The organism is Aureibaculum marinum, from assembly GCF_003813905.1.
Taxonomy (GTDB): Bacteria; Bacteroidota; Bacteroidia; order Flavobacteriales; family Flavobacteriaceae; genus Aureibaculum; species Aureibaculum marinum.
This window is the reverse complement of record NZ_RPFJ01000002.1, coordinates 1-19,274: the sequence shown is the minus strand read 5'-3', so window position 1 is coordinate 19,274 and position 19,274 is coordinate 1. Positions and strand designations below refer to the sequence as shown.

At 29.4% G+C, this 19,274-nt stretch carries 11 protein-coding genes; 2 read left to right on the top strand and 9 right to left on the bottom strand.

All coding sequences use genetic code 11. The features are described from left to right. Nucleotides 1-48 precede the first annotated feature (48 nt). The 9 genes from EGM88_RS00910 to uvrA all read right to left on the bottom strand — a co-directional run bounded on the left by EGM88_RS00910 (nt 49) and on the right by uvrA (nt 17,433). Nucleotides 49-2,628 (bottom strand): zinc-dependent metalloprotease, encoded by a 2,580-nt coding sequence (locus EGM88_RS00910; protein WP_123896003.1) that lies wholly within the window; start codon nt 2,626-2,628, stop codon nt 49-51. Nucleotides 2,629-2,641: 13 nt separating this feature from the next. Then, nucleotides 2,642-3,979: a RagB/SusD family nutrient uptake outer membrane protein gene (locus EGM88_RS00905; RefSeq protein WP_123896002.1), complete on the bottom strand. Its 1,338-nt coding sequence runs from the start codon at nt 3,977-3,979 to the stop codon at nt 2,642-2,644. Nucleotides 3,980-4,011: 32 nt separating this feature from the next. Further along, nucleotides 4,012-7,590 carry a SusC/RagA family TonB-linked outer membrane protein gene (locus EGM88_RS00900; protein WP_123896001.1) on the bottom strand — a complete coding sequence of 1,193 codons (3,579 nt, stop codon included), beginning with the start codon at nt 7,588-7,590 and terminating at the stop codon, nt 4,012-4,014. 88 nt (nt 7,591-7,678) lie between these two features. Then, a complete protein-coding gene (locus EGM88_RS00895) occupies nt 7,679-8,830 on the bottom strand; it encodes a FecR family protein (RefSeq protein ID WP_123896000.1) in 1,152 nt (383 codons plus the stop codon). A 74-nt stretch (nt 8,831-8,904) separates the two neighbouring features. Beyond that, a complete protein-coding gene (locus tag EGM88_RS00890) occupies nt 8,905-9,450 on the bottom strand; it encodes an RNA polymerase sigma-70 factor (RefSeq protein ID WP_123895999.1) in 546 nt (181 codons plus the stop codon). Between the two features lie 241 nt (nt 9,451-9,691). Next, nucleotides 9,692-12,496: a gluzincin family metallopeptidase gene (locus EGM88_RS00885; protein ID WP_123895998.1), complete on the bottom strand. Its 2,805-nt coding sequence runs from the start codon at nt 12,494-12,496 to the stop codon at nt 9,692-9,694. A gap of 1 nt (nt 12,497) precedes the next feature. Then, nucleotides 12,498-13,736 (bottom strand): hypothetical protein, encoded by a 1,239-nt coding sequence (locus EGM88_RS00880; protein ID WP_123895997.1) that lies wholly within the window; start codon nt 13,734-13,736, stop codon nt 12,498-12,500. A gap of 38 nt (nt 13,737-13,774) precedes the next feature. Continuing rightward, a complete protein-coding gene (locus EGM88_RS00875) occupies nt 13,775-14,500 on the bottom strand; it encodes an LOG family protein (protein ID WP_123895996.1) in 726 nt (241 codons plus the stop codon). Nucleotides 14,501-14,613: 113 nt separating this feature from the next. After that, entirely contained in the window at nt 14,614-17,433 is a 2,820-nt protein-coding gene (gene uvrA / locus EGM88_RS00870) for an excinuclease ABC subunit UvrA (protein ID WP_123895995.1), read from the bottom strand. Nucleotides 17,434-17,687: 254 nt separating this feature from the next. Between uvrA and EGM88_RS15965 the strand changes: the two genes are divergently transcribed. Together EGM88_RS15965 and rfbD are read left to right on the top strand one after the other, a co-directional pair. Next, nucleotides 17,688-17,915 carry a PspC domain-containing protein gene (locus EGM88_RS15965; RefSeq protein ID WP_238988333.1) on the top strand — a complete coding sequence of 76 codons (228 nt, stop codon included), beginning with the start codon at nt 17,688-17,690 and terminating at the stop codon, nt 17,913-17,915. A 98-nt stretch (nt 17,916-18,013) separates the two neighbouring features. Continuing rightward, complete coding sequence (rfbD, locus tag EGM88_RS00860) at nt 18,014-18,922, top strand: dTDP-4-dehydrorhamnose reductase (protein WP_123895994.1); 909 nt, start codon at nt 18,014-18,016, stop codon at nt 18,920-18,922. Nucleotides 18,923-19,274: the final 352 nt, after the last annotated feature.

Below are 19,274 nucleotides of genomic sequence, written 5' to 3'. Positions count from 1 at the left end.
TTTTCCAAAGTTTTTTGTTTTTATTAAATTATAGTAGTAAATAATAATTTATTCCAATTTCATTTCTTCTTTAAGAGCATCTTCTATTTGTTTAGTCATATATTGTAAATGAGCTTTTGTCATGCGATTAGAAGCTTTTGGTAGAGCTTTTCTGATATCTTTTTGAAGATTCAGTAGATAACTTAAAGCTAAAGATCTAGTATCTGTATTTACAGTTAGACTCTGAGAAAGAATTGCCATAAGCCCAGAAAGTCCCTTTTTTGCTTTTTCGGGTCTGTATAAAGCTATTAAGTTTTTTAAGTATGCTTTTTGGACATGTCTTTGATAAATTGAAGGGGCAAATTCTTTTCCTAGTTTTAAATCATCCCAGATTAATTTATAGAGATCATCTAAATATTCTTCAGTTTGGTAAACTTCTGATTGCTGCCCTATTACTCCTTTTTTGGTTGTGTTTTCTAAATCATCTAAATCAGATTGATATCTAGCAGCAATAAATCCCATTCTACTTAGCTGTATTCCACTTAAAAGACTAGACATAACACTTTCCATTATTTTTACAATTTCTTCTTTAGATTGAGGAGATTTAATTTTATTTAATATTTGATTGTCCAATAACCATTTAGGCTCTTTTAAGATGTTATCATTTAAAAAATAAAGAGCTTCTTTTTGTTTTTCTTTATGTACCATTTCATAAACATCGCCTTCTTCATCAATAGTTTTTGGGGTAATGTATATACCTCCTATATTTTTTTGGACATGATTTATATACCTCGAATATTGCCCTAAAAGAGCACTGTAAGCATTTTTTAAATTAGTATAATCGTCACTTCCTCGTTCTTTAGTCCAATATGGTAAATTGGGTAAAATTCGTTTTAAATTTTTTATACCATACATGCTTGCTAAAACTGCATTGTCTCCTAAGTCTTCGGTTTGAGACCTAGGATCATAATCTCTACCTTCACCACCAAACCATAACCTAGGGTTGTTAGTGACTCTATTTATAATTAGCTTACTCAAGACTTCCTTTTCTTCTTCTTCGGTCATTTCTTCAGTAAATTTTGTATATCCCCACAGAATAGCCCATTTGTCATAATCTCCAATTCTAGGCATAAGATTATCAACACTTATAGAATCTTCAGGTTGAGCAACATAATTAAAACGAGCATAATCCATTATGGATGAAGTATGGCCATTTTTACTTAACCATTTATTACTTCTTAAGCTGTCAACAGGTGAAGCAAAACTAGCCCCCATATTGTGTCGTAATCCAAGTGTATGTCCTATTTCATGAGAAGAGACAAAGCGAATTAAATTACCCATTAAATCATCATCTAATTTCATTTTACGAGCTCTAGGATCTACAGCTCCAGTTTGTATCATGTACCAACTGTTTAATAGACTCATTAAATTATGATACCAGCCCACATGTGATTCTAAAATTTCACCACTTCTAGGGTCAACTATGTTAGGGCCATAAGCATTTTTCATAGGAGAAGCAAAATATCTTATTACAGAAAATCTAGCATCTTCTAAACTCATTGTACTGTCTTTAACAGGCCATTCTTTTCCAATTATAGCATTTTTAAAACCGGCAGCTTCAAAAGCAATATTCCAATCATTAATACCATCTATTAAATACGGTACCCATTTTTTTGGTGTAGCAGGGTCTATATAATATACAATTTGCTTTTTAGGTTCTACCAATTGACCATTTTTCCATTTGTCTAAATCTTCTTCTTTTGGTTCTAATCGCCATCTATGTATAAAAGCCTTTTGTTCAACTTTTTGTTGATTATCGGTATACTTAAGATTTACGCTTGCAAAATACCCTACTCTTGGATCATAAAGTCTTTTTTGCATCGGTTTTTCAGGTAAAAGCACAAATGAATTATTAATTTCTAAAGTGACCATTCCTGATAAAACAGCAGCAGGTAAATCTTTATAAATGCTTTCAGAGGTAGTTTTGGCTTTATAAGTTTTTACCGTTTTTATTTCTGTGTTAATAGGAAATGTTTTTATTTCAGAAATAAAAGATTTTCCTTTATCCAGTGAAACTAATTTGTATTTTGATTTTTGTGCCTTGTTTAATGCCAATAAATAGTTATCACTATTTAAAAAGTCTGTCACTTCAAAAACAAATGCTCCAGTAACATCATTGGTAGCATTAATTTCAAATGCCTCAATGATAGGAGCAATGTTAGAATTTTCTACAGCTTGAGCTATGGCATCTTCTTCGGAAGCCGTACTAATTGAAGTTTTAACTCTTAAAAGTATTTTATCGTTAGGTGCTTTTTCAAAAAATATAACTCTTTTTCCAATCTCTTCACCTCCATAAAATCCTCCTAATTCAGGAGTTCTAATAAAACGAGATACAACCAAAATATCTTTATTTAAGAGTGATTTTGATAATTCAAAGTAATACTTGTTTTCAACCTTATGTACCTTTATCAATCCATCATTGGTTATGGCTTCTTTGGTAATTATCTTTTTATAAGGTTCTATTTTAACAACTGTATCAAGTTTTACTAAATTACTATTGTCTAATTTTATTGAAGGTCTAAAAAGACCACAAGAGTTTAATAGCAACGATAAAAGTAATGTTACTAAAAAAGCTTTATTTAAGTTCATATATAAAATCTAATTAATGATTTAATTTTATGCTAGGATTCAGCACTCTAACCTTTAATGGAATTTCAAACGTGTATTGTGCACTTTTTTTTGTTAATGTTATAATTGGAGTACTAGCAGGATTATTATCAAGATATCGACTTACGTCTGGCATTTCGTTTAAAAGATCTAGGCGTTTCATATCCATCCATCTAGTTAATGTATATGCTAGTTCTCTACGTCTTTCTTGCATTACATGTGTTAAAGCTTCTTCTTTGTTAGAGGCTATTAATTCCAAGTCTGAAGCATTTGCAGGAAGTCTTTTTTTACGAATTTCATTAATTAATTCCATTGCTTTAGTATAATCTCCTAAACGAGCTTCATACTCAGCTTGAATTAATATCATTTCTGGATATCCAATACCTGAATTTTCTCGATTGTCATTTCTTGTTTTTAATCCACTTGCTTGAGTATTTGTGAATAAAGGTACCCTTAAATCATTTTCTCCATAAAGATCTAATAAATCTTGAGAATATGCAGGAGTACTACTTAAACCATAGGTGTTTAACCATATTTTCTCATTGTTTTGCTCTTCCATCGGAAAATCTTCTCCTTCTATAAATTGATTATAGTCTAAAATTTTATCTACTTGAGAACTCTGTAATGCTTCTGACGCATAAGCATTTGCTTCTTCAAAATTTCCTATATATAGATAAACACGAGCTAATAAACCTTGAGCTCCATATTTTGTAACCCTATATCTTGTTGATTGTATTTCAGGTAATAGTTGGATTGCTTTTTTTAAGTTTGCTATAATATGATCAAAAGATTCTTTTAAAGTAGCTCTCGGAGGAATTTCTTCGGTTACACTGGTTGAGTTCATTAAAGGAATTCCTAAATCTTGTGGGTTTATTTCTGGGTCGTATGCATTTGCAAATACAGTAAGTAGGTAAAACTCAGCCATAGATTTTACTGTTAGAGCCTCTCCTAAAATTTCATCTTTCTTTTGTTGTGTACCTTCTGTAGCTTCTTGAATGTTATTTATTATAGAATTAGCATAATAAATACTTGTATACATGCCTAACCAAACTTGAGGTGTGTCTGAAATGTCAGTGTCTAAATCAGTTTTCCAAAAATAGGCATTTACAATTGGTGTTTCATCTTCAATACCAAGATTCAAATACACATTGTCAGTCATATATAATAAATTATTATCTCCTATACTATGCATTTGACCTCCATTTAAAAGCAATTCAAAATCATTAACTGTTTGAGGAATAACTTCACCTTTTGGTGTAACATCTAGATAATCATCACAAGCTGTGAATAAGCACATGACAGCTATTACTATTAAAATTATATATTTTTTCATTTTTTTTAGTTTTATTAATTTTATTGGATAGGTTAAAATTGAGTAGATAAAGAAATGCTATAGATGGGTTGAGTACTTAAACCTCTAACTCCTGTAATGGGATTTATAGCATCAGAATCAATACTGCTATCTGCTAAATTAAATTTGAAAGCATTTTGTACTTGAAATCTCAATTGAGTGTCCAACATTTTTATGCGTTCTAATAAACGGTTGGGTATTCTATATGTAAGATTAATGTCTGTAATATTAATCTGATCAGCTTTAATTACAAAGCGATCTGCTTTAGTATAAATAGTATTACCAAAACTGGAAGCACTGTAATTAGGATCTCCAAAACGTGGTTTTATTCTAGGTATGTCAGTAATTAATTCATCTCCAGGTTGTTTCCAATAATTCTCAGTCCCTACCAATGGGTAAGAAGCTCTTGTGTTTGGAGCTTCTACACGAGTGTAATGTCCTCCATAAAACATAACTTGAGCAAAGAAGTCAAAATTGCCAAAGCTAATTTGATTACTTAATCCTAATACATGTTTTGGGGTAGTTGTACCACTATTTACCAAATCTTCAAACTGTATTTGATCAGAACTAGTCATAGTACTAACAGAGCCGTCATTTCTTGTTCTCATAGGGTCGCCAAATTCACTTAATCCAGCATATCTATAGCTAAGAAGTGAATTTAAAGCATAACCTTCATAAGGGGAGCTACTGTTTATATAATATTGAGACCTGTAAGCATTTGCGTTAGCTTCATAAACTTTTAAAATTTTATTGGTATTGAATGAAGCTGTAAGTGAACTTGTCCAATTAAATTTATCAGTCTCTAAAATCTTAGCATTTAACCATAGTTCTAATCCTTTGTTCTCAATTTTAGCTGTATTAGCAATATAATTAGAAAATCCAGTTGTAGGGTCAGCTAGAGTACTTCCTAAAACGTCTTCTGTTTTTTTTGTGTACCAATCTAATGTTCCAGAGATTCTGTTATTGAATAAACCAAAATCTATTCCAAGGTTTAAATTTGTAGTGTTTTCCCAACGTATTGCTTCATTTACAGGAGAAGTGATATAATTGTAAGGAACACTTGGCGATACAAATCTATTTGTTGTAGTTCTTAAAATTAAAAAACGGCCACTATTACTTTGTGGAACATTCCCAGTTAAACCATAAGCCGCTCTTAATTTGAATTCGTTTAACCAATTTGATGCTCTTTCCATAAATCTTTCTTTATGTAATTGCCAATTTGCTCCTACAGACCATTGAGGTTTGTTTTTATAACGAGGATCTGTACCAAATAAGTTAGATTGATCTAATCTTACACTTCCTGTAAGAATATATTTTGTATCAAAAGAATAAGTCATTTGCGAATAATAGGATCTAAATCTTCTATCAGAAAATGACTCATTAAAATAATCTGATGTATTAACATATGGATTTCCAAATCCGAAAGTAGAAAAGCCAGATTTTACATCTCTACTTTCTAATAAGCCCAAATCAACAGAACCAACAAGTAAACTTTGCCCGTCATAACCAAAAATAGAACTCAAGTGACTTTCTGTTTCGGTTTTACGAACTTCAGTACCTAAAATTCCTGAAAGTTGATGTTTATTTTTATTATCTAGATAAGTATTTAGGTTAAGCTGAGCTCTTAAAGTAATGGCATTTGTAATGTAATTTGTTTTTTTCAATATATCACCTTGAGGAATATGAATAAATAAAGGGTTACCAGTAGATTCGTCTTGTTGAGCTGAACGATTTAATAAATCACGAACCAAATAATTATCTTCTTCATAAAGTTGATTGCTGAGTTCGTTGTCATGTTCAAAAGCACCTCCTAAATCTAAATTTAACCATTCTGTGAATTTGGTGTTTAATTTTAGTTGACCACGTATTGCATTTCTGTTATTGTTGTTTCTTTCTGTTAAAAAATCTGAATAAGGTTTTGTTCTTCTGTCATAAAGACCTAACGCTATAGCTTCATTATTTAAATCATCAGTAGCCCTTAAACTTTTGTAATTTGGCAATGAATTACCTTGATCGTCTACAATTCTTGTGTAGGGGAGTAGTGAAGAATAACTTGGTACATTTCCTCGTTGATTATTTATTTCATTAGTATAAATGGCTCCAACATCTAAAGTAAACCTGTCTGAAATGTTGTAGGTTGAATTAAGATTAGCAATTAGTCGTTTGTTTTCATCAAATTGTTCATTGCCATTATAATCTATATAATTTACTCCAACTCTATATAAGTTATTTTCTCCGCCTCCACTCATACTTAAATCAAAATTATTTACCATTGAAGTTCTATAAAATAAATCTTTATATTCATTTAGATTGTAATAATTCCCTAAAGTAGCTAAAGAAGCATTAGCTTGTTCTTCGGTAATAAGACCTTCTTTTAAATCAAATGCTATAGCTCTAGCTGGTGTTGGTTGAGTAAATCTAGCCGAAGGACGCGAGCTCGTACTGTTCATTTCATTTGCAAATTCAATATCAATATATTCTGCAGATTTTGCATAGTTTAAATCTGAAAATTTTGGTGATGATTGAAACGATGTAGTGTTTCTAAAAGTCACCACAGGTTTTCCTTTTTTACCACTTTTGGTTTCTATAACAATAACTCCATTTGCCGCACGAGCACCATAAATAGTACTTGCAGCTGCATCTCGCAGTACTGAAACGGAAGCAATCGTGTTTGGATTGATAGAATTTAGGTTTACTTCAGTAGGAAAACCATCAATAACTATTAAAGGCAATTTAACTCCGTCAAAGGTAGAAATTCCTCTAATGGTTAATTGTTCATCTTCTGGGATATTTGGGTTTCTCGCATTGTAAACCAATCCTGGTAAGCGTCCTTCTAAATTTTCTAAAAAATTACCACTTACAGAAGTTTTTTGATTAATTTCTTTGGCTGTTACTACAGAAGCTGCTCCAGTTAACTGTTCGCGTTCTATATTTTGATACCCTGTAGAAACTAAGATTACATCATCTAATTGATTTAAGGCTTCTATTAATGTAACGTTAATAGTATTTTGATTTCCAACCTCAATTTCTTGAGTTTGGTATCCTAAACTAGAAAAAACTAATATGGATTTATCGTTAGAAATGGGTATGGTATAGTTTCCATTAAAATCACTAACCACTCCTTTTGATGTGCCCTTTACTATAATAGTAACTCCAACCAAAGGACTGCCTGATTCATCGGTTATAGTCCCTGTTACCAGTTGTTGTATTTTTTTTATGTTAGATTTATGTTTGTTTATAAGAATGTTATTCTCAGGAGATAATTTAAATTGAAAACCATGCCCTGATAAACATATTTGAAGAAGTTTACCAGTTTTAATTGTGCCCTTTTTTAAACTTACTTTAGGAATGTCTTTGAACATGTCTTCCTGAAAAATAAAGGTGTAATCCGTTTGCTTTTGGATTAGTTCAAAAACTTGATCAATTGAAATAGTCTTGTCTTTATCTATAATAACTTTTGAGTTCTGAGGAAAAACATCGTTATTTGTTAGTCCAAAAAAAGTAGTACAAAATAAAAACATAAAAGTTCTCATAATAAAATTGGTAATCTTTTTTCTTTCATAGAAAAAAGTGCGTTTCGAATTAATTTCCATAAATTTATTGTCTGTTAGTTAATATTAATTAATAGATTAATGTTGGGGATAAAGTGATGTACTGTCCAAGGTTATACTTTATCCCCTTTTATTTTATTTCAATATTATTTTCTTCTATTTTATAGTCGTTTATAAAACCAGTATCTTTTATACTAGATAAAATGCTTTCTAATTGTTGGTTTCTACTTAAAGTACCTGTAAACTTTATGTTTTTAATTTTTTCGTTGTTAAAGCTAATGTCTACATTATACCATCTAGAAAGTACTATAACAATTTCTTTAAGTGGTTTTCCTTTGAAACGAAACAAACCCTTTCGCCAAGAAGTTTCAAATTCAGCATCAATAGGCTTAACAACAATTTGCTTTGATTTTTTGTTATATAAACTTTGCTGGTTAGGTTGTAAACTATTGTTTAGGCCATTAACAATTACTTTACCCTCAACTAAGGTGGTATAAACTATGTCTTCGTTGTTATAGGCTTTAATATTAAATTCAGTACCTAATACAGTTACTTCATTTGAATCAGAAATGACTTTAAATTGATCTCCATTGTTTTTACTTGCTGGAGAGACGTCAAAATATGCTTCACCATAAATTAAGGTTACGGTTCTGGTTTCTCCTTCTATAAATTGAGTAGGGTATTTTAATTGCGATTCAGAATTTAGCCATACTTTAGTACTGTCAGGTAATAGAACGGCAAATTGACCTCCTCTAGGTATGGTTAAGTAATTGTATTTAATTTCACTTTTAGGTTTTACTTCTCTTTTTTTATAAATTATTTCTTTACCATTACTCTTTATGTTATTATCATTATAGCCAGAGGTATTAGTTAAAGCTATTTTAGTACCATCCTCTAAAGTTAATGTAGCTTTATCTGATCCAATTAAAATGTTACTTTTAACAAGTGTAGAGTTGGAAGTTTGCTCTTTTTTTAAAAAGATTATTGAAATAGATATAAGTAAAGCAATTGAAGCTGCAACTGCGTATTTCCAATATGATTTTTTTCTTTTGGATCTAAAAATACTTTTTTCTATATGTTTCCATGCAGCATTTTTGTCTATGCTTTCCTTTAATTTTTTACGCTCATTAACTTTAGAGCTATTAAAAAGATTACTAAAAATATACTCAGTATCTTTTTCATTAAAAGTTTTTGGAATTTCTATATCAGAAATTTTTTTTCCAAACAATATGGAATTGGCTATTTTTTTTGAATATGTAAGTATTTTTGTTAACCTTGACATCAATAAAAAAGTATGATTATACTTATATGACGACAAAAAGTGTAAATAGGGTTAAAAAAAATAAATTTTATTTATTAGAATATTGAAATTATAAGTAAAAAGTGTTCTTTTAATAGAGGTCTCAGTTTTTTATACGCTATTCTTTTTTGTGCTTTTACGGTATTAATAGAGATTGATAGTGTAGACGCTATTTCAGCATTAGAATAATCATTTATACTTAGTTTAATGATTTCGGCACATTTTTTTGGTAAAGTATTAATAGCATTTTCAATGATTATAGAAGTTTCAGTAATAACTACTTCGCGTAAAAAGACAGATTCTGTTTCTAACTTTTCAATTTCACTCAAGTTTTTTGTTGCTGTTTTTTTATACACGCTACTTTTCAAATAGTCTAATGCTTTATTTCTCACAGAAGTATATAAAAATGACTTTATAGTATGTTTATTTAAAAATGTTATCTTTTTTTCCCATACTTTTATAAAAATATCTTGGACTATATCTTTTGAAACTTCAGTGTCATTTATAAAAGTATTTGAAAAAACACATAGAGAAGCATAATGTGAGTCGAATAACTTTTTGTATTCGTTTAAGGTTAATTTATACTTCTTCTTTCTGTTCATTTTAATATTCTTCAAAGATAGTGGCTAAATGAAGAGTGAATTTCAATAATTTTTATATTTAATTGTTTGTAATTCAAACAAAGCTAAATAAAACTAATCAATTACTTGTGTAAAGTAAAATTTATAGTAAATTTTAAAAAATAGTGTTAAATTTTTAAAGAATAATATTTTTAAGTAAGTGTTTATTGTTGTTGAACAAAAATCACATATGCATTGTAACAACAATTATTAATAATAAGTATCAAAAAAATCCTCTTCTTATTAATCCAATTAATTTGTCAGGGTTTAAGGTAACTACAAATCTAATTTTAGAGGCATAATCTTGTTGAGTAGGTTCAAAACCTAAACTGGATTGTAAAGGAAAATACAGTTCTAAAAAGTTGTGAACAAAATTGAATCTGATGCCACTATCATATTTAAAATTAGTTTTTAAGCCATTATTTTTATAAAATCCAGCGTCGGCATAAAGTTCTATCCATCTCCATAAACTAAAACTTGCATTTGTAGAAGCCATCCATCTATTTGCATACGGATTTTCAAATATAGATTTAAAGCCTCCTTCGGCAATTATAATTTGTTGACTCATAAATCCTGAAGTTTCTGATCGTCCTAAGTAATCATAATCAAATAAATAATCAGAAGGTCTGTCTAAAGAAAAACTAAAAAAATCTGATGTAGTATTATTATATAGAAATGTTCCTAAAAATACTCTAAAATCTAATTGATGATTAGAATCTGTTAACTTTCTAAATCGAAAATCGGCAGCAATTTTACCAAATCTATTTGCCAATTGTAAGTCTAAATTATAACGTAAATCTTGAATAATATCAGGTTTTGAAAAGCCATAACGAAGATTTAAAATGTTGTATTTATCTTGCTCCAAACGTGCTGTATTTTCAGGTATTTTTTTATCTACCATAATATATCTTGCAGATAAAGCACTCCCTCCGACATCTCGAAGCGTTTTTCGTTTAAATTCTACAGAAGCAAATGGTGAAAATCTAAAATAACTTAAGTCTTTATCATAGTGAAAGTTACTTGCACTAATTCCAATTCTATATCTGTAAACAGAAGTTTCTTCAGGTATATGTTGGTATACAAAAGAAGCTGCTCCGGCAATTTTACCACTGTTTGTACCGTAGGTGGGTGTAATTTTATACAACCATTTTTTCTTAAAAATGGCTTCGTTATATAAACTAGGACCTAATATTAAACCATCATATAGGTTATAACCAGCATAAAAATTATAAAAAACTTGATTGTAATAGGGATTCTCTATATCCTTAAAAAAACGAAATTGAACAGGTTTGTTCAGTAGCCCTTTTAGGTTTTTCCAATTGTCTCTTAAATTTAGTTCTGGATATAAATATTCGTAATTTAAAGATAATCGATCGTAATTGCCTTTAGGTATCGTTATAGTAGCAGTAGAATCAATGTTTGTTATCCATTTTTTGAATGTAATATCCTTTTTATTAACTCCATAAAGTGCAATGGGTACAGTAATATTTCTTCTATTTTTTATGGTTACTTTTACAGAGTCTTCTGTTTGTTTTACTTTTTTGATGGTATAATCAATTTTTTTCTTAGAGTTTAAATAATCTCCAAAAAACCAATTTAAATCTTTGTTTGTTTTTTGAGTTATTATTTTTTGAAATAAATAACTGCTCGTTTTTCTGTGTAAACTTTCATTATAAAATTGCTTAATACTTGAAGAAACTATGCTGTCATTTAAATATTGGTCTAAATATTGTAATCCCAATCCCGCTTTATATTTATTGACAATTTTTCTATTGAAATTTGATAACGAATCAGCTCTCATTGTAAGCGGTTGATCATAATTTTTTCGGGCAGCAAACTGATATACAAAAGGATACTTTTCATTAAAGCTTAATTTAGCAATGTTAAAATCACGAACTCCCCATATTTTTGAAATATTACCCATTGCTTTTATTTCTGGATAATATTTTTCTACATATTTTATCATTAAAAAGTTTTGAATTCCATCTAGAATCCAAGCGTCAGTTCTACGGTTTATTAGTAGTGTTTTTTCTAAATAAACTCGTGTTAAAGCTTTAAACATTTTTATATCCCATTCAAAAGCACCACTAAATGGATTAAACATTTTTGGTAATTGATTTAGTCCATATATTGGATTGTTTTGGTATGTAATGTTATTTACCAATAGTTTATCGTGAGGATAAGAACCTAAATGTTTTTTTATAAAATCTAACTCTCTATTGATTATTTCAGATTTTAATGGGTAACTAAGAATGGTGCCATCGACATTAGTTATAATTCTAGGTTGTGTTTTAAATTCTACAAAATCATTAACAACGTTAAAGTTAAGCTCAATATCAATTCTATTTTTTCCAGTTAAATGATAGGTAGTTAAAGGAGGTTTAACGGATTTACTATAATGTAAATCTGTATTAATATGAACTCCTTGTGGTACTGAAAATTTAATATCGTAATCAGAAGCTTCCATGTATAAATCGTCCATATTTAGGTTGCTCATGAGTTGCCATTTGCCATTGTAAACAGCTGGACTGATATACCAATACCTTAAATTATAATTATTATTTTCTTGACCATATCTAGTAAATTTAGAAGATGGAATTTTTGTCAAATAAGTTAATGATAATACAACTGAATCTTTTGCCTTTAGCGGTTTGTTTAAAATTACTTTAATAATATCAGGAGTTTTTTTATCTATATACCATTTGTCAGATATATAGTTACTTGAAATGTTTTTTATTACTGTACCACCTCTTAACTCTGCTTTAGCAAAATATAAACTTTTGTCATAATCTTCAATAAGGCGTTTTGCTAATGGTGTGTGCCTGTCTTTATAAGCAGCAGCCCAATTGTGAAAGTATAATGTGTCTAAATTATCATTTGAAGTGTTATAATATATTATCTTTTGTTGTATTTGGAGTTCTTTATTTTTAAAATCCAAAACAGCGTCAATACTTGTCTTGTTACGTTGAGCATGACTGACAAGAGACATAAAAAAGAATATTGCGATAATGTATTTTGTAATGCTCAATTTATAGTTTTATAAATTTTAGCGGTGAGTTTGAATTTTGTAGCTTTATATAATAGATACCATTTGCAAAATTAGTTGCGTTAATGGTAGTAATTTTTTTTTCTAATGTGATAGTTTCAATTTGTTGTCCTGTACTATCATAGATAATAATTTTAAAATTTAAAAGACTGTCATCTGCTTTTAAATGGATGTTATCTGTTATTAGATTACCATTTATAAAATTTATATTATTTGCGTTTAGTTTAGGGTTTTTAGTGCTTAATGTTTGGTCAGTTTCCAATTGCATTACTACGGGCAAATGGTCACTCATATTATACAAAGCATCTCTTATCGCTTGGCTATAGGTGCCAGTGCAATTAATGTCATTTACTGCTTTATCATAACAATTGCCATTATTTCCATACGCCTTGTAAGAATTTGGAGTATATTTTAACATGGAACTGTTTTTTAAATTTTCTGATATTAAAATAAAATCAAATCGATCATCCATTCCACCACCAGCACCTCTTTTTCCAAAATCTACATTAGTTGTTCTACTAGATTGTGTGTGTATATCCTGATATGACGAATTGTTGCTCCAATTTCCATCCTTATCAATAGGATCAATTAAAACAATAGCATTTGTAGGGTCTAACAATTCCTGATAAGCTCCTTCTTGACCAGTATAAAGATTAAAATCACCAGAAATAAGTACAAAGTGATCGGATGGAATATTAGCTAAAGTACTAGTAAAATCTAATACCATATCCAAACGTAAATCTTCATTCTCAAAGCCTTGACTCGATTTTAAATGAGCTACAAAAACATCTAAATATATTGGATTGATAGCTTTATCAGGAGTATTTAATTTAAATAAATAGTGATTGATATCTCTAACACCAGTGTTGATTTCATCTTGACTTTCTAATAGTAATTTTTCTGTATTAAAAAATACCAATTGCTGTAAATCAGTTGTCGGATTTGATTGATTCGATACAAAATTAGCTCTATCATAATTGTTGCTAGTGGTTTGTAACGAAGTATTTAAAATAGTATTAGCTCCTTCTTCTGACTGTAACTCACATACCATAAACAAATCTGGTTGATAATCATCTAAAATTGTTTTTAAAATGGTTGGTCTATTTGAAGGAGGAGCTTCTGGAAATTCTAACAAATTATAAAACATTGTTTTAATAACGCTCTGGGCTTCCATTATGGAAGTCCAGAACAAAAGCATTATTAAAATTAACTTTAGTTTCATATTTTGTTTTTGAAAAGTTTTTATTGCATTCTTGTAAGTTAAAAGTTTGGACTCAAACTATATTTTTTGTAAAAACTATTAAGTATATCAACAACTTCTTTTTCGGTGTCAACTATCTGTATTAAATTCATATCTTCTGGGCTAGCATTCCCAAATTTTTCTATTAGTACTTTTTTTACCCAATCAAAAATACCAGACCAAAACTCAGAACCTACTAATATAATTGGAAATTTACCAATTTTTTTTGTTTGAATAAGGGTAACAGCTTCAAACAATTCATCTAACGTTCCAAATCCTCCTGGCATAGCTACAAAACCTTGAGCATATTTCACGAACATTACTTTTCTAACAAAAAAGTAATCAAACATTAAATTTTTATCAGGGTCAATATACGGATTATCATGTTGTTCAAAGGGTAAATCAATATTTAATCCTACAGAAACTCCTTTGCCTCTATGTGCACCTTTGTTTCCTGCTTCCATAATTCCAGGTCCACCACCCGTAATAACCCCATATCCATTTTGAGTTAATTCATATGATATACTTTCTGCTAATTTATAATATTTATGATCTGGTTTTGTTCTTGCAGAGCCAAATACACTAACGCAAGGCCCAATTTTACTCATTTTTTCGTAACCATTCACAAACTCAGACATAATTTTAAAAATTGCCCAAGTGTCATTAGTTTTAATTTCATTCCATGTTTTGTGTTGAAATTTTTCAATTATTTTTCTTTCCTCATTTGAATTTAATTCTGGCGACATATTTTTATTATTTATTTTGTTTAACAATTATTGTTATTTGACTTTTAGATAAAGCCTGATTTTTTTAATTTCTTTTTCTGTTTATTAAAAATAAAAGAATTGAGAAGAGCCTACTAATGTAATTCTTTTTTTAGAAACTGAGCAGTATAACTGTTTTTCTCTTTAATGATTTCTTCTGGAGTTCCTGTGCAAAGCACTTTTCCTCCATTTTTCCCTCCTTCAGGTCCAATGTCAATAATATAATCTGCAAGTTTTATTACATCTAAATTGTGTTCAATAATTAAAACAGTATTTCCTTTATCAGTTAATTTATTTAAAACTTTCATTAATACATTAATGTCTTCAAAATGTAATCCAGTTGTAGGTTCATCTAAAATATAAAATGTATTTCCTGTGTCTTTTTTAGATAGTTCTGTTGCTAGTTTAATTCGCTGAGCTTCGCCACCAGATAGGGTAGTGGATTGTTGTCCTAAAGTTATATAGCCTAAACCTACATCTTGAATTGTTTTTAATTTTCGATGAATTTTAGGAATGTTCTCAAAAAATTGAACACTTTCATCAATAGTCATGTTTAAAACATCTGAAATTGACTTTCCTTTATATCTAATTTCTAAAGTTTCCCTATCAAAACGTTTGCCCATGCAAGTTTCGCATTCAACATATACATCAGGTAAAAAATTCATTTCTATAACACGTACACCACCACCTTGACAAGTTTCACATCTTCCATCTTTTACATTAAAAGAAAATCTTCCTGGCTTATATCCTCTAATTAGAGCTTCTGGTGTTTTAGCAAATAAATTTCTTATTTCGCTAAAAACACCTGTATATGTAACAGGATTTGATCTTGGGGTTCTGCCAATAGGAGACTGATTAATGTCAATAATTTTATCTATATGCTCTAAGCCTTCTATATTTTTATAAGGCATTGGTTCTTTAACACCTCTATATATATGACGATTTAATATAGGGTATAAGGTCTCATTTATTAAAGTTGATTTTCCACTACCAGAAACACCAGTAACACAAATCATTTTTCCTAAAGGAAATGTTACCGTTATATTTTTAAGATTATTACCAGTAGCACCAATTAAAGTTAGAGATTTTCCATTTCCTTTTCTTCTCTTTTTAGGAACAGAAATTTGTTTTGTACCATTAATATATTTTGCAGTTAGAGTAGTGCTCTTTAACAAATCTTTTGGAGTGGAACTGCTAATAATTTCTCCACCATATTTTCCAGCCTTAGGTCCAATATCTATAACATAATCAGCTTGTTCAATCATGTCTTTATCGTGTTCAACTACTAAAACAGAGTTTCCAATATCCCTTAGTTTTTGTAATGATTCAATCAATCTATGATTGTCTCGTTGATGTAGTCCTATACTTGGTTCATCCAAAATATACAAAACTCCAACAAGTTGAGAGCCAATTTGGGTTGCTAAACGTATTCGCTGGGCTTCACCTCCAGAAAGCGTTTTTGAACTTCTGTTTAATGCAAGATAGTTTAAGCCAACATCTAATAAAAACTGAATTCTAGTTTCAATTTCCTTTAAAATTTCTTCAGCAATAGCCATTTGTGTTTTTCCTAACTGGCTTTTTATTTTTTTAAACCAATCAGCCAATTGAACAATGTCCATATTAGCCAAATCGGCAATATTTTTTCCTTGAATTTTAAAATGTAGAGATTCAACTTTTAAACGAGAACCATCACAAACAGAACAGATATTCTCGTCCATATAATTAGAAGCCCAACGTTTTATAGAAACAGAACTGGTTTCTTCAAATTGATATTTAATAAAATTAGCAATCCCTTCAAAATCTATTGTGTAAGTTCTAGTGATACCCATTTCTTTAGAAAGAACATCAAATTTTTCTTTACCTCCATAAAGAATTACCTCTAAAGCTTCTTTGGGTATTTTATTAATAGGTGTAGTTAACTTAAACTTATACCTTTCAGCAATAAGTTCAATTTGCTTTAAAATCCATTTGCTTTTTTGTTCATTAATTGGTGCAATACCTCCGTTAGCTATAGATACTGTTGGATCAGGAATTATTTTATCAATATTTATTTCGTTAACAACTCCCAAACCATTACAATTGTCACAAGCTCCTTTAGGAGAATTAAATGAAAATGAGTTAGGTTCGGGTTTCGGATATGAAATTCCAGTTGAAGGACACATTAAACTTCTGCTAAAATATCTTGTTGTGTTTGTCTCAACATCTAATACTAAAATTGTGTCATCTCCATGATACATTGCAGTTTTAATAGTTTCTTCTAAACGTTTTTGCTGTTTTTTTTCAATCAATAACCGATCAATAACTATTTCAATATCATGTGTTTTATATCGATCTAAACGCATGCCTTTTTCTATGTCAATTACCTGACCGTCCACTCTTACTTTTACAAAACCTTGTTTAGATATTTGTTCAAAAAGTTCACGATAATGCCCTTTTCTAGATTTAATTACCGGAGCTAGTATGTTTACTTTTTTTGATTTAAAATCAGTTAATATTAAATCAATAATTTGCTCATCAGAATAACTAATCATTTTTTCGCCACTATTATAAGAGTAAGCGTCTGAAGCTCGAGCATAGAGCAATCTTAAAAAATCATAAATTTCAGTAATAGTACCAACGGTAGATCGAGGACTTTTACTTGTTGTTTTCTGCTCAATAGCAATAACAGGAGATAAGCCGTCAATTTTGTCAACATCAGGTCGTTCTAAACCACCCAAAAACTGTCTTGCGTAAGCTGAAAAAGTTTCAATATATCTACGTTGCCCTTCTGCATAAATGGTGTCAAAAGCCAATGACGATTTGCCACTACCACTCAAACCTGTAATTACCACAAGCTTCTCTCTCGGTATTTTAATGTCAATATTCTTTAAATTATGGACCCTAGCTCCTTGAACATCTATATAATTATCTGGCATCTTTTATAAAAAATTGGAAGATGCAAAGGTAATTAATTGTGAATAGAATTTATGATTAGAAGTAATTTAAACTTTAAGAAGCTAAAAGCAGTAAAACAGTTATTAAATTTTATCCATTGAAGTGTTTACAGAATAGTTAGTTCAAAGAGTGTTTCTGTTTAAATAAGACTTTACGCAGAATTCTTATATTCTATATGATTATATAATCTTAATTCAATAATAAAATTATTAAATTGCATCAAAATTTTTGTAATATGAAAATGATTCATTCTCTACGTTATTTTTTTGAAAAAAGAGGGTTCGAAGTATCTTCAAGATTAGCTGATAAGTTGGGCATGAGTGTGACCAACGTGAGGCTGTTTTTTATTTATATTTCTTTTATAACTTTAGGCTTTTGGTTTGGAATTTATCTAACCATAGCGTTTTTGTTAAAATTGAAAGATATGATTTATACTAAACGTAGTTCAGTTTTCGATTTATAATCAATAAACAAGTTAGACTAAATTATAGTTTTACTGTTTTTAAGGAAACACATTTGTTTAGTATTCAGTGAAACAAATCTTAAATGTATATATTTTTAATGAAGGAAAAAATTGTAATAACGGGAAGTAACGGTTTGTTAGGTCAAAAATTGGTGAATCTATTTTCGAACAAAGATAATTTTGAAGTAATTGCAATTTCGCGAGGTCAAAATAGAAATGAAACAGCAAAAAAATATACCTATTATAATATTGATATAACTAATTATAAAAAGCTAAGCAATTTACTTAATGAAGTAAATCCTACATATATTATCAATTGTGCGGCTATGACCAATGTTGATCAATGTGAAACTGAACGAGAAAAATGTGATGCTGTAAATGTAGAAGCTCTTAAAACCATTGTTGAGGTTGTTAAAAACAATAAATCCCATCTAATACATATTTCTACCGATTTTATTTTTGATGGAGAAAATGGACCTTATTCTGAGGAAGATAAGCCAAATCCAATTAATTATTATGGACTTTCTAAACTTAAAGGGGAGCAATTGATTAAACAAGCGTCGATTAACTATACCATATTAAGGACTATACTGGTATATGGTATAGTAGATAATATGAGTAAGAATAATATTGTTTCATGGATTAAAAATTCAGTCGAAAACAAGCAAACCATCACAATGGTAAATGATCAATTTAGAATGCCTACTTTGGTTGACGATTTGGCTGAAGCTTGTTATTTGGCTATTCAAAATATGGCTTATGGCGTTTTTAATGTTTCTAGCAGTAAATTAATAAGTATCTATGAGTTGTCCCTGTTAGTTGCCGATGCATTCAATTTAGATAAATCTTACATTAAATCAATACCAACCTCACAATTAAGTCAGCCAGCAAAGCGTCCATCTAAGACTGGATTTGATTTGGAAAAATCAAGACAAATATTAAAATTGCCAATAGTATCTTTCGAGGATAGGTTGCAAGTGTTTAAAAATCAACTAATAAACTTGTAGATAAGATAATTGAAGTTAATATCGTTATGTATTGTTAATAACTTTAAGTCTTGCAATTAATCAATTAATAAGGATTATACTTATATTTGTTGTCTATTTTTTAAGTTTTAACATTGGTTTTTAAGTAGTTAGAAAATAATCGTAAAAAACACGAAAAATAAACTTAAAAAAGTGTTGCGTAATTAAAAAACCATTGTATATTTGCACCCGCTTTGGGGGAGATGATGAGTGGTAGTTTTTTTGAAAAGTTGTTTTGAGAGAAAAAATAAAAAAAAAGTTTATTTTTTTCTTGCGGGGAAGAAAAAAGGTTTTATATTTGCACCCGCTTAGCGAAACAGCTAATAAATGAAAT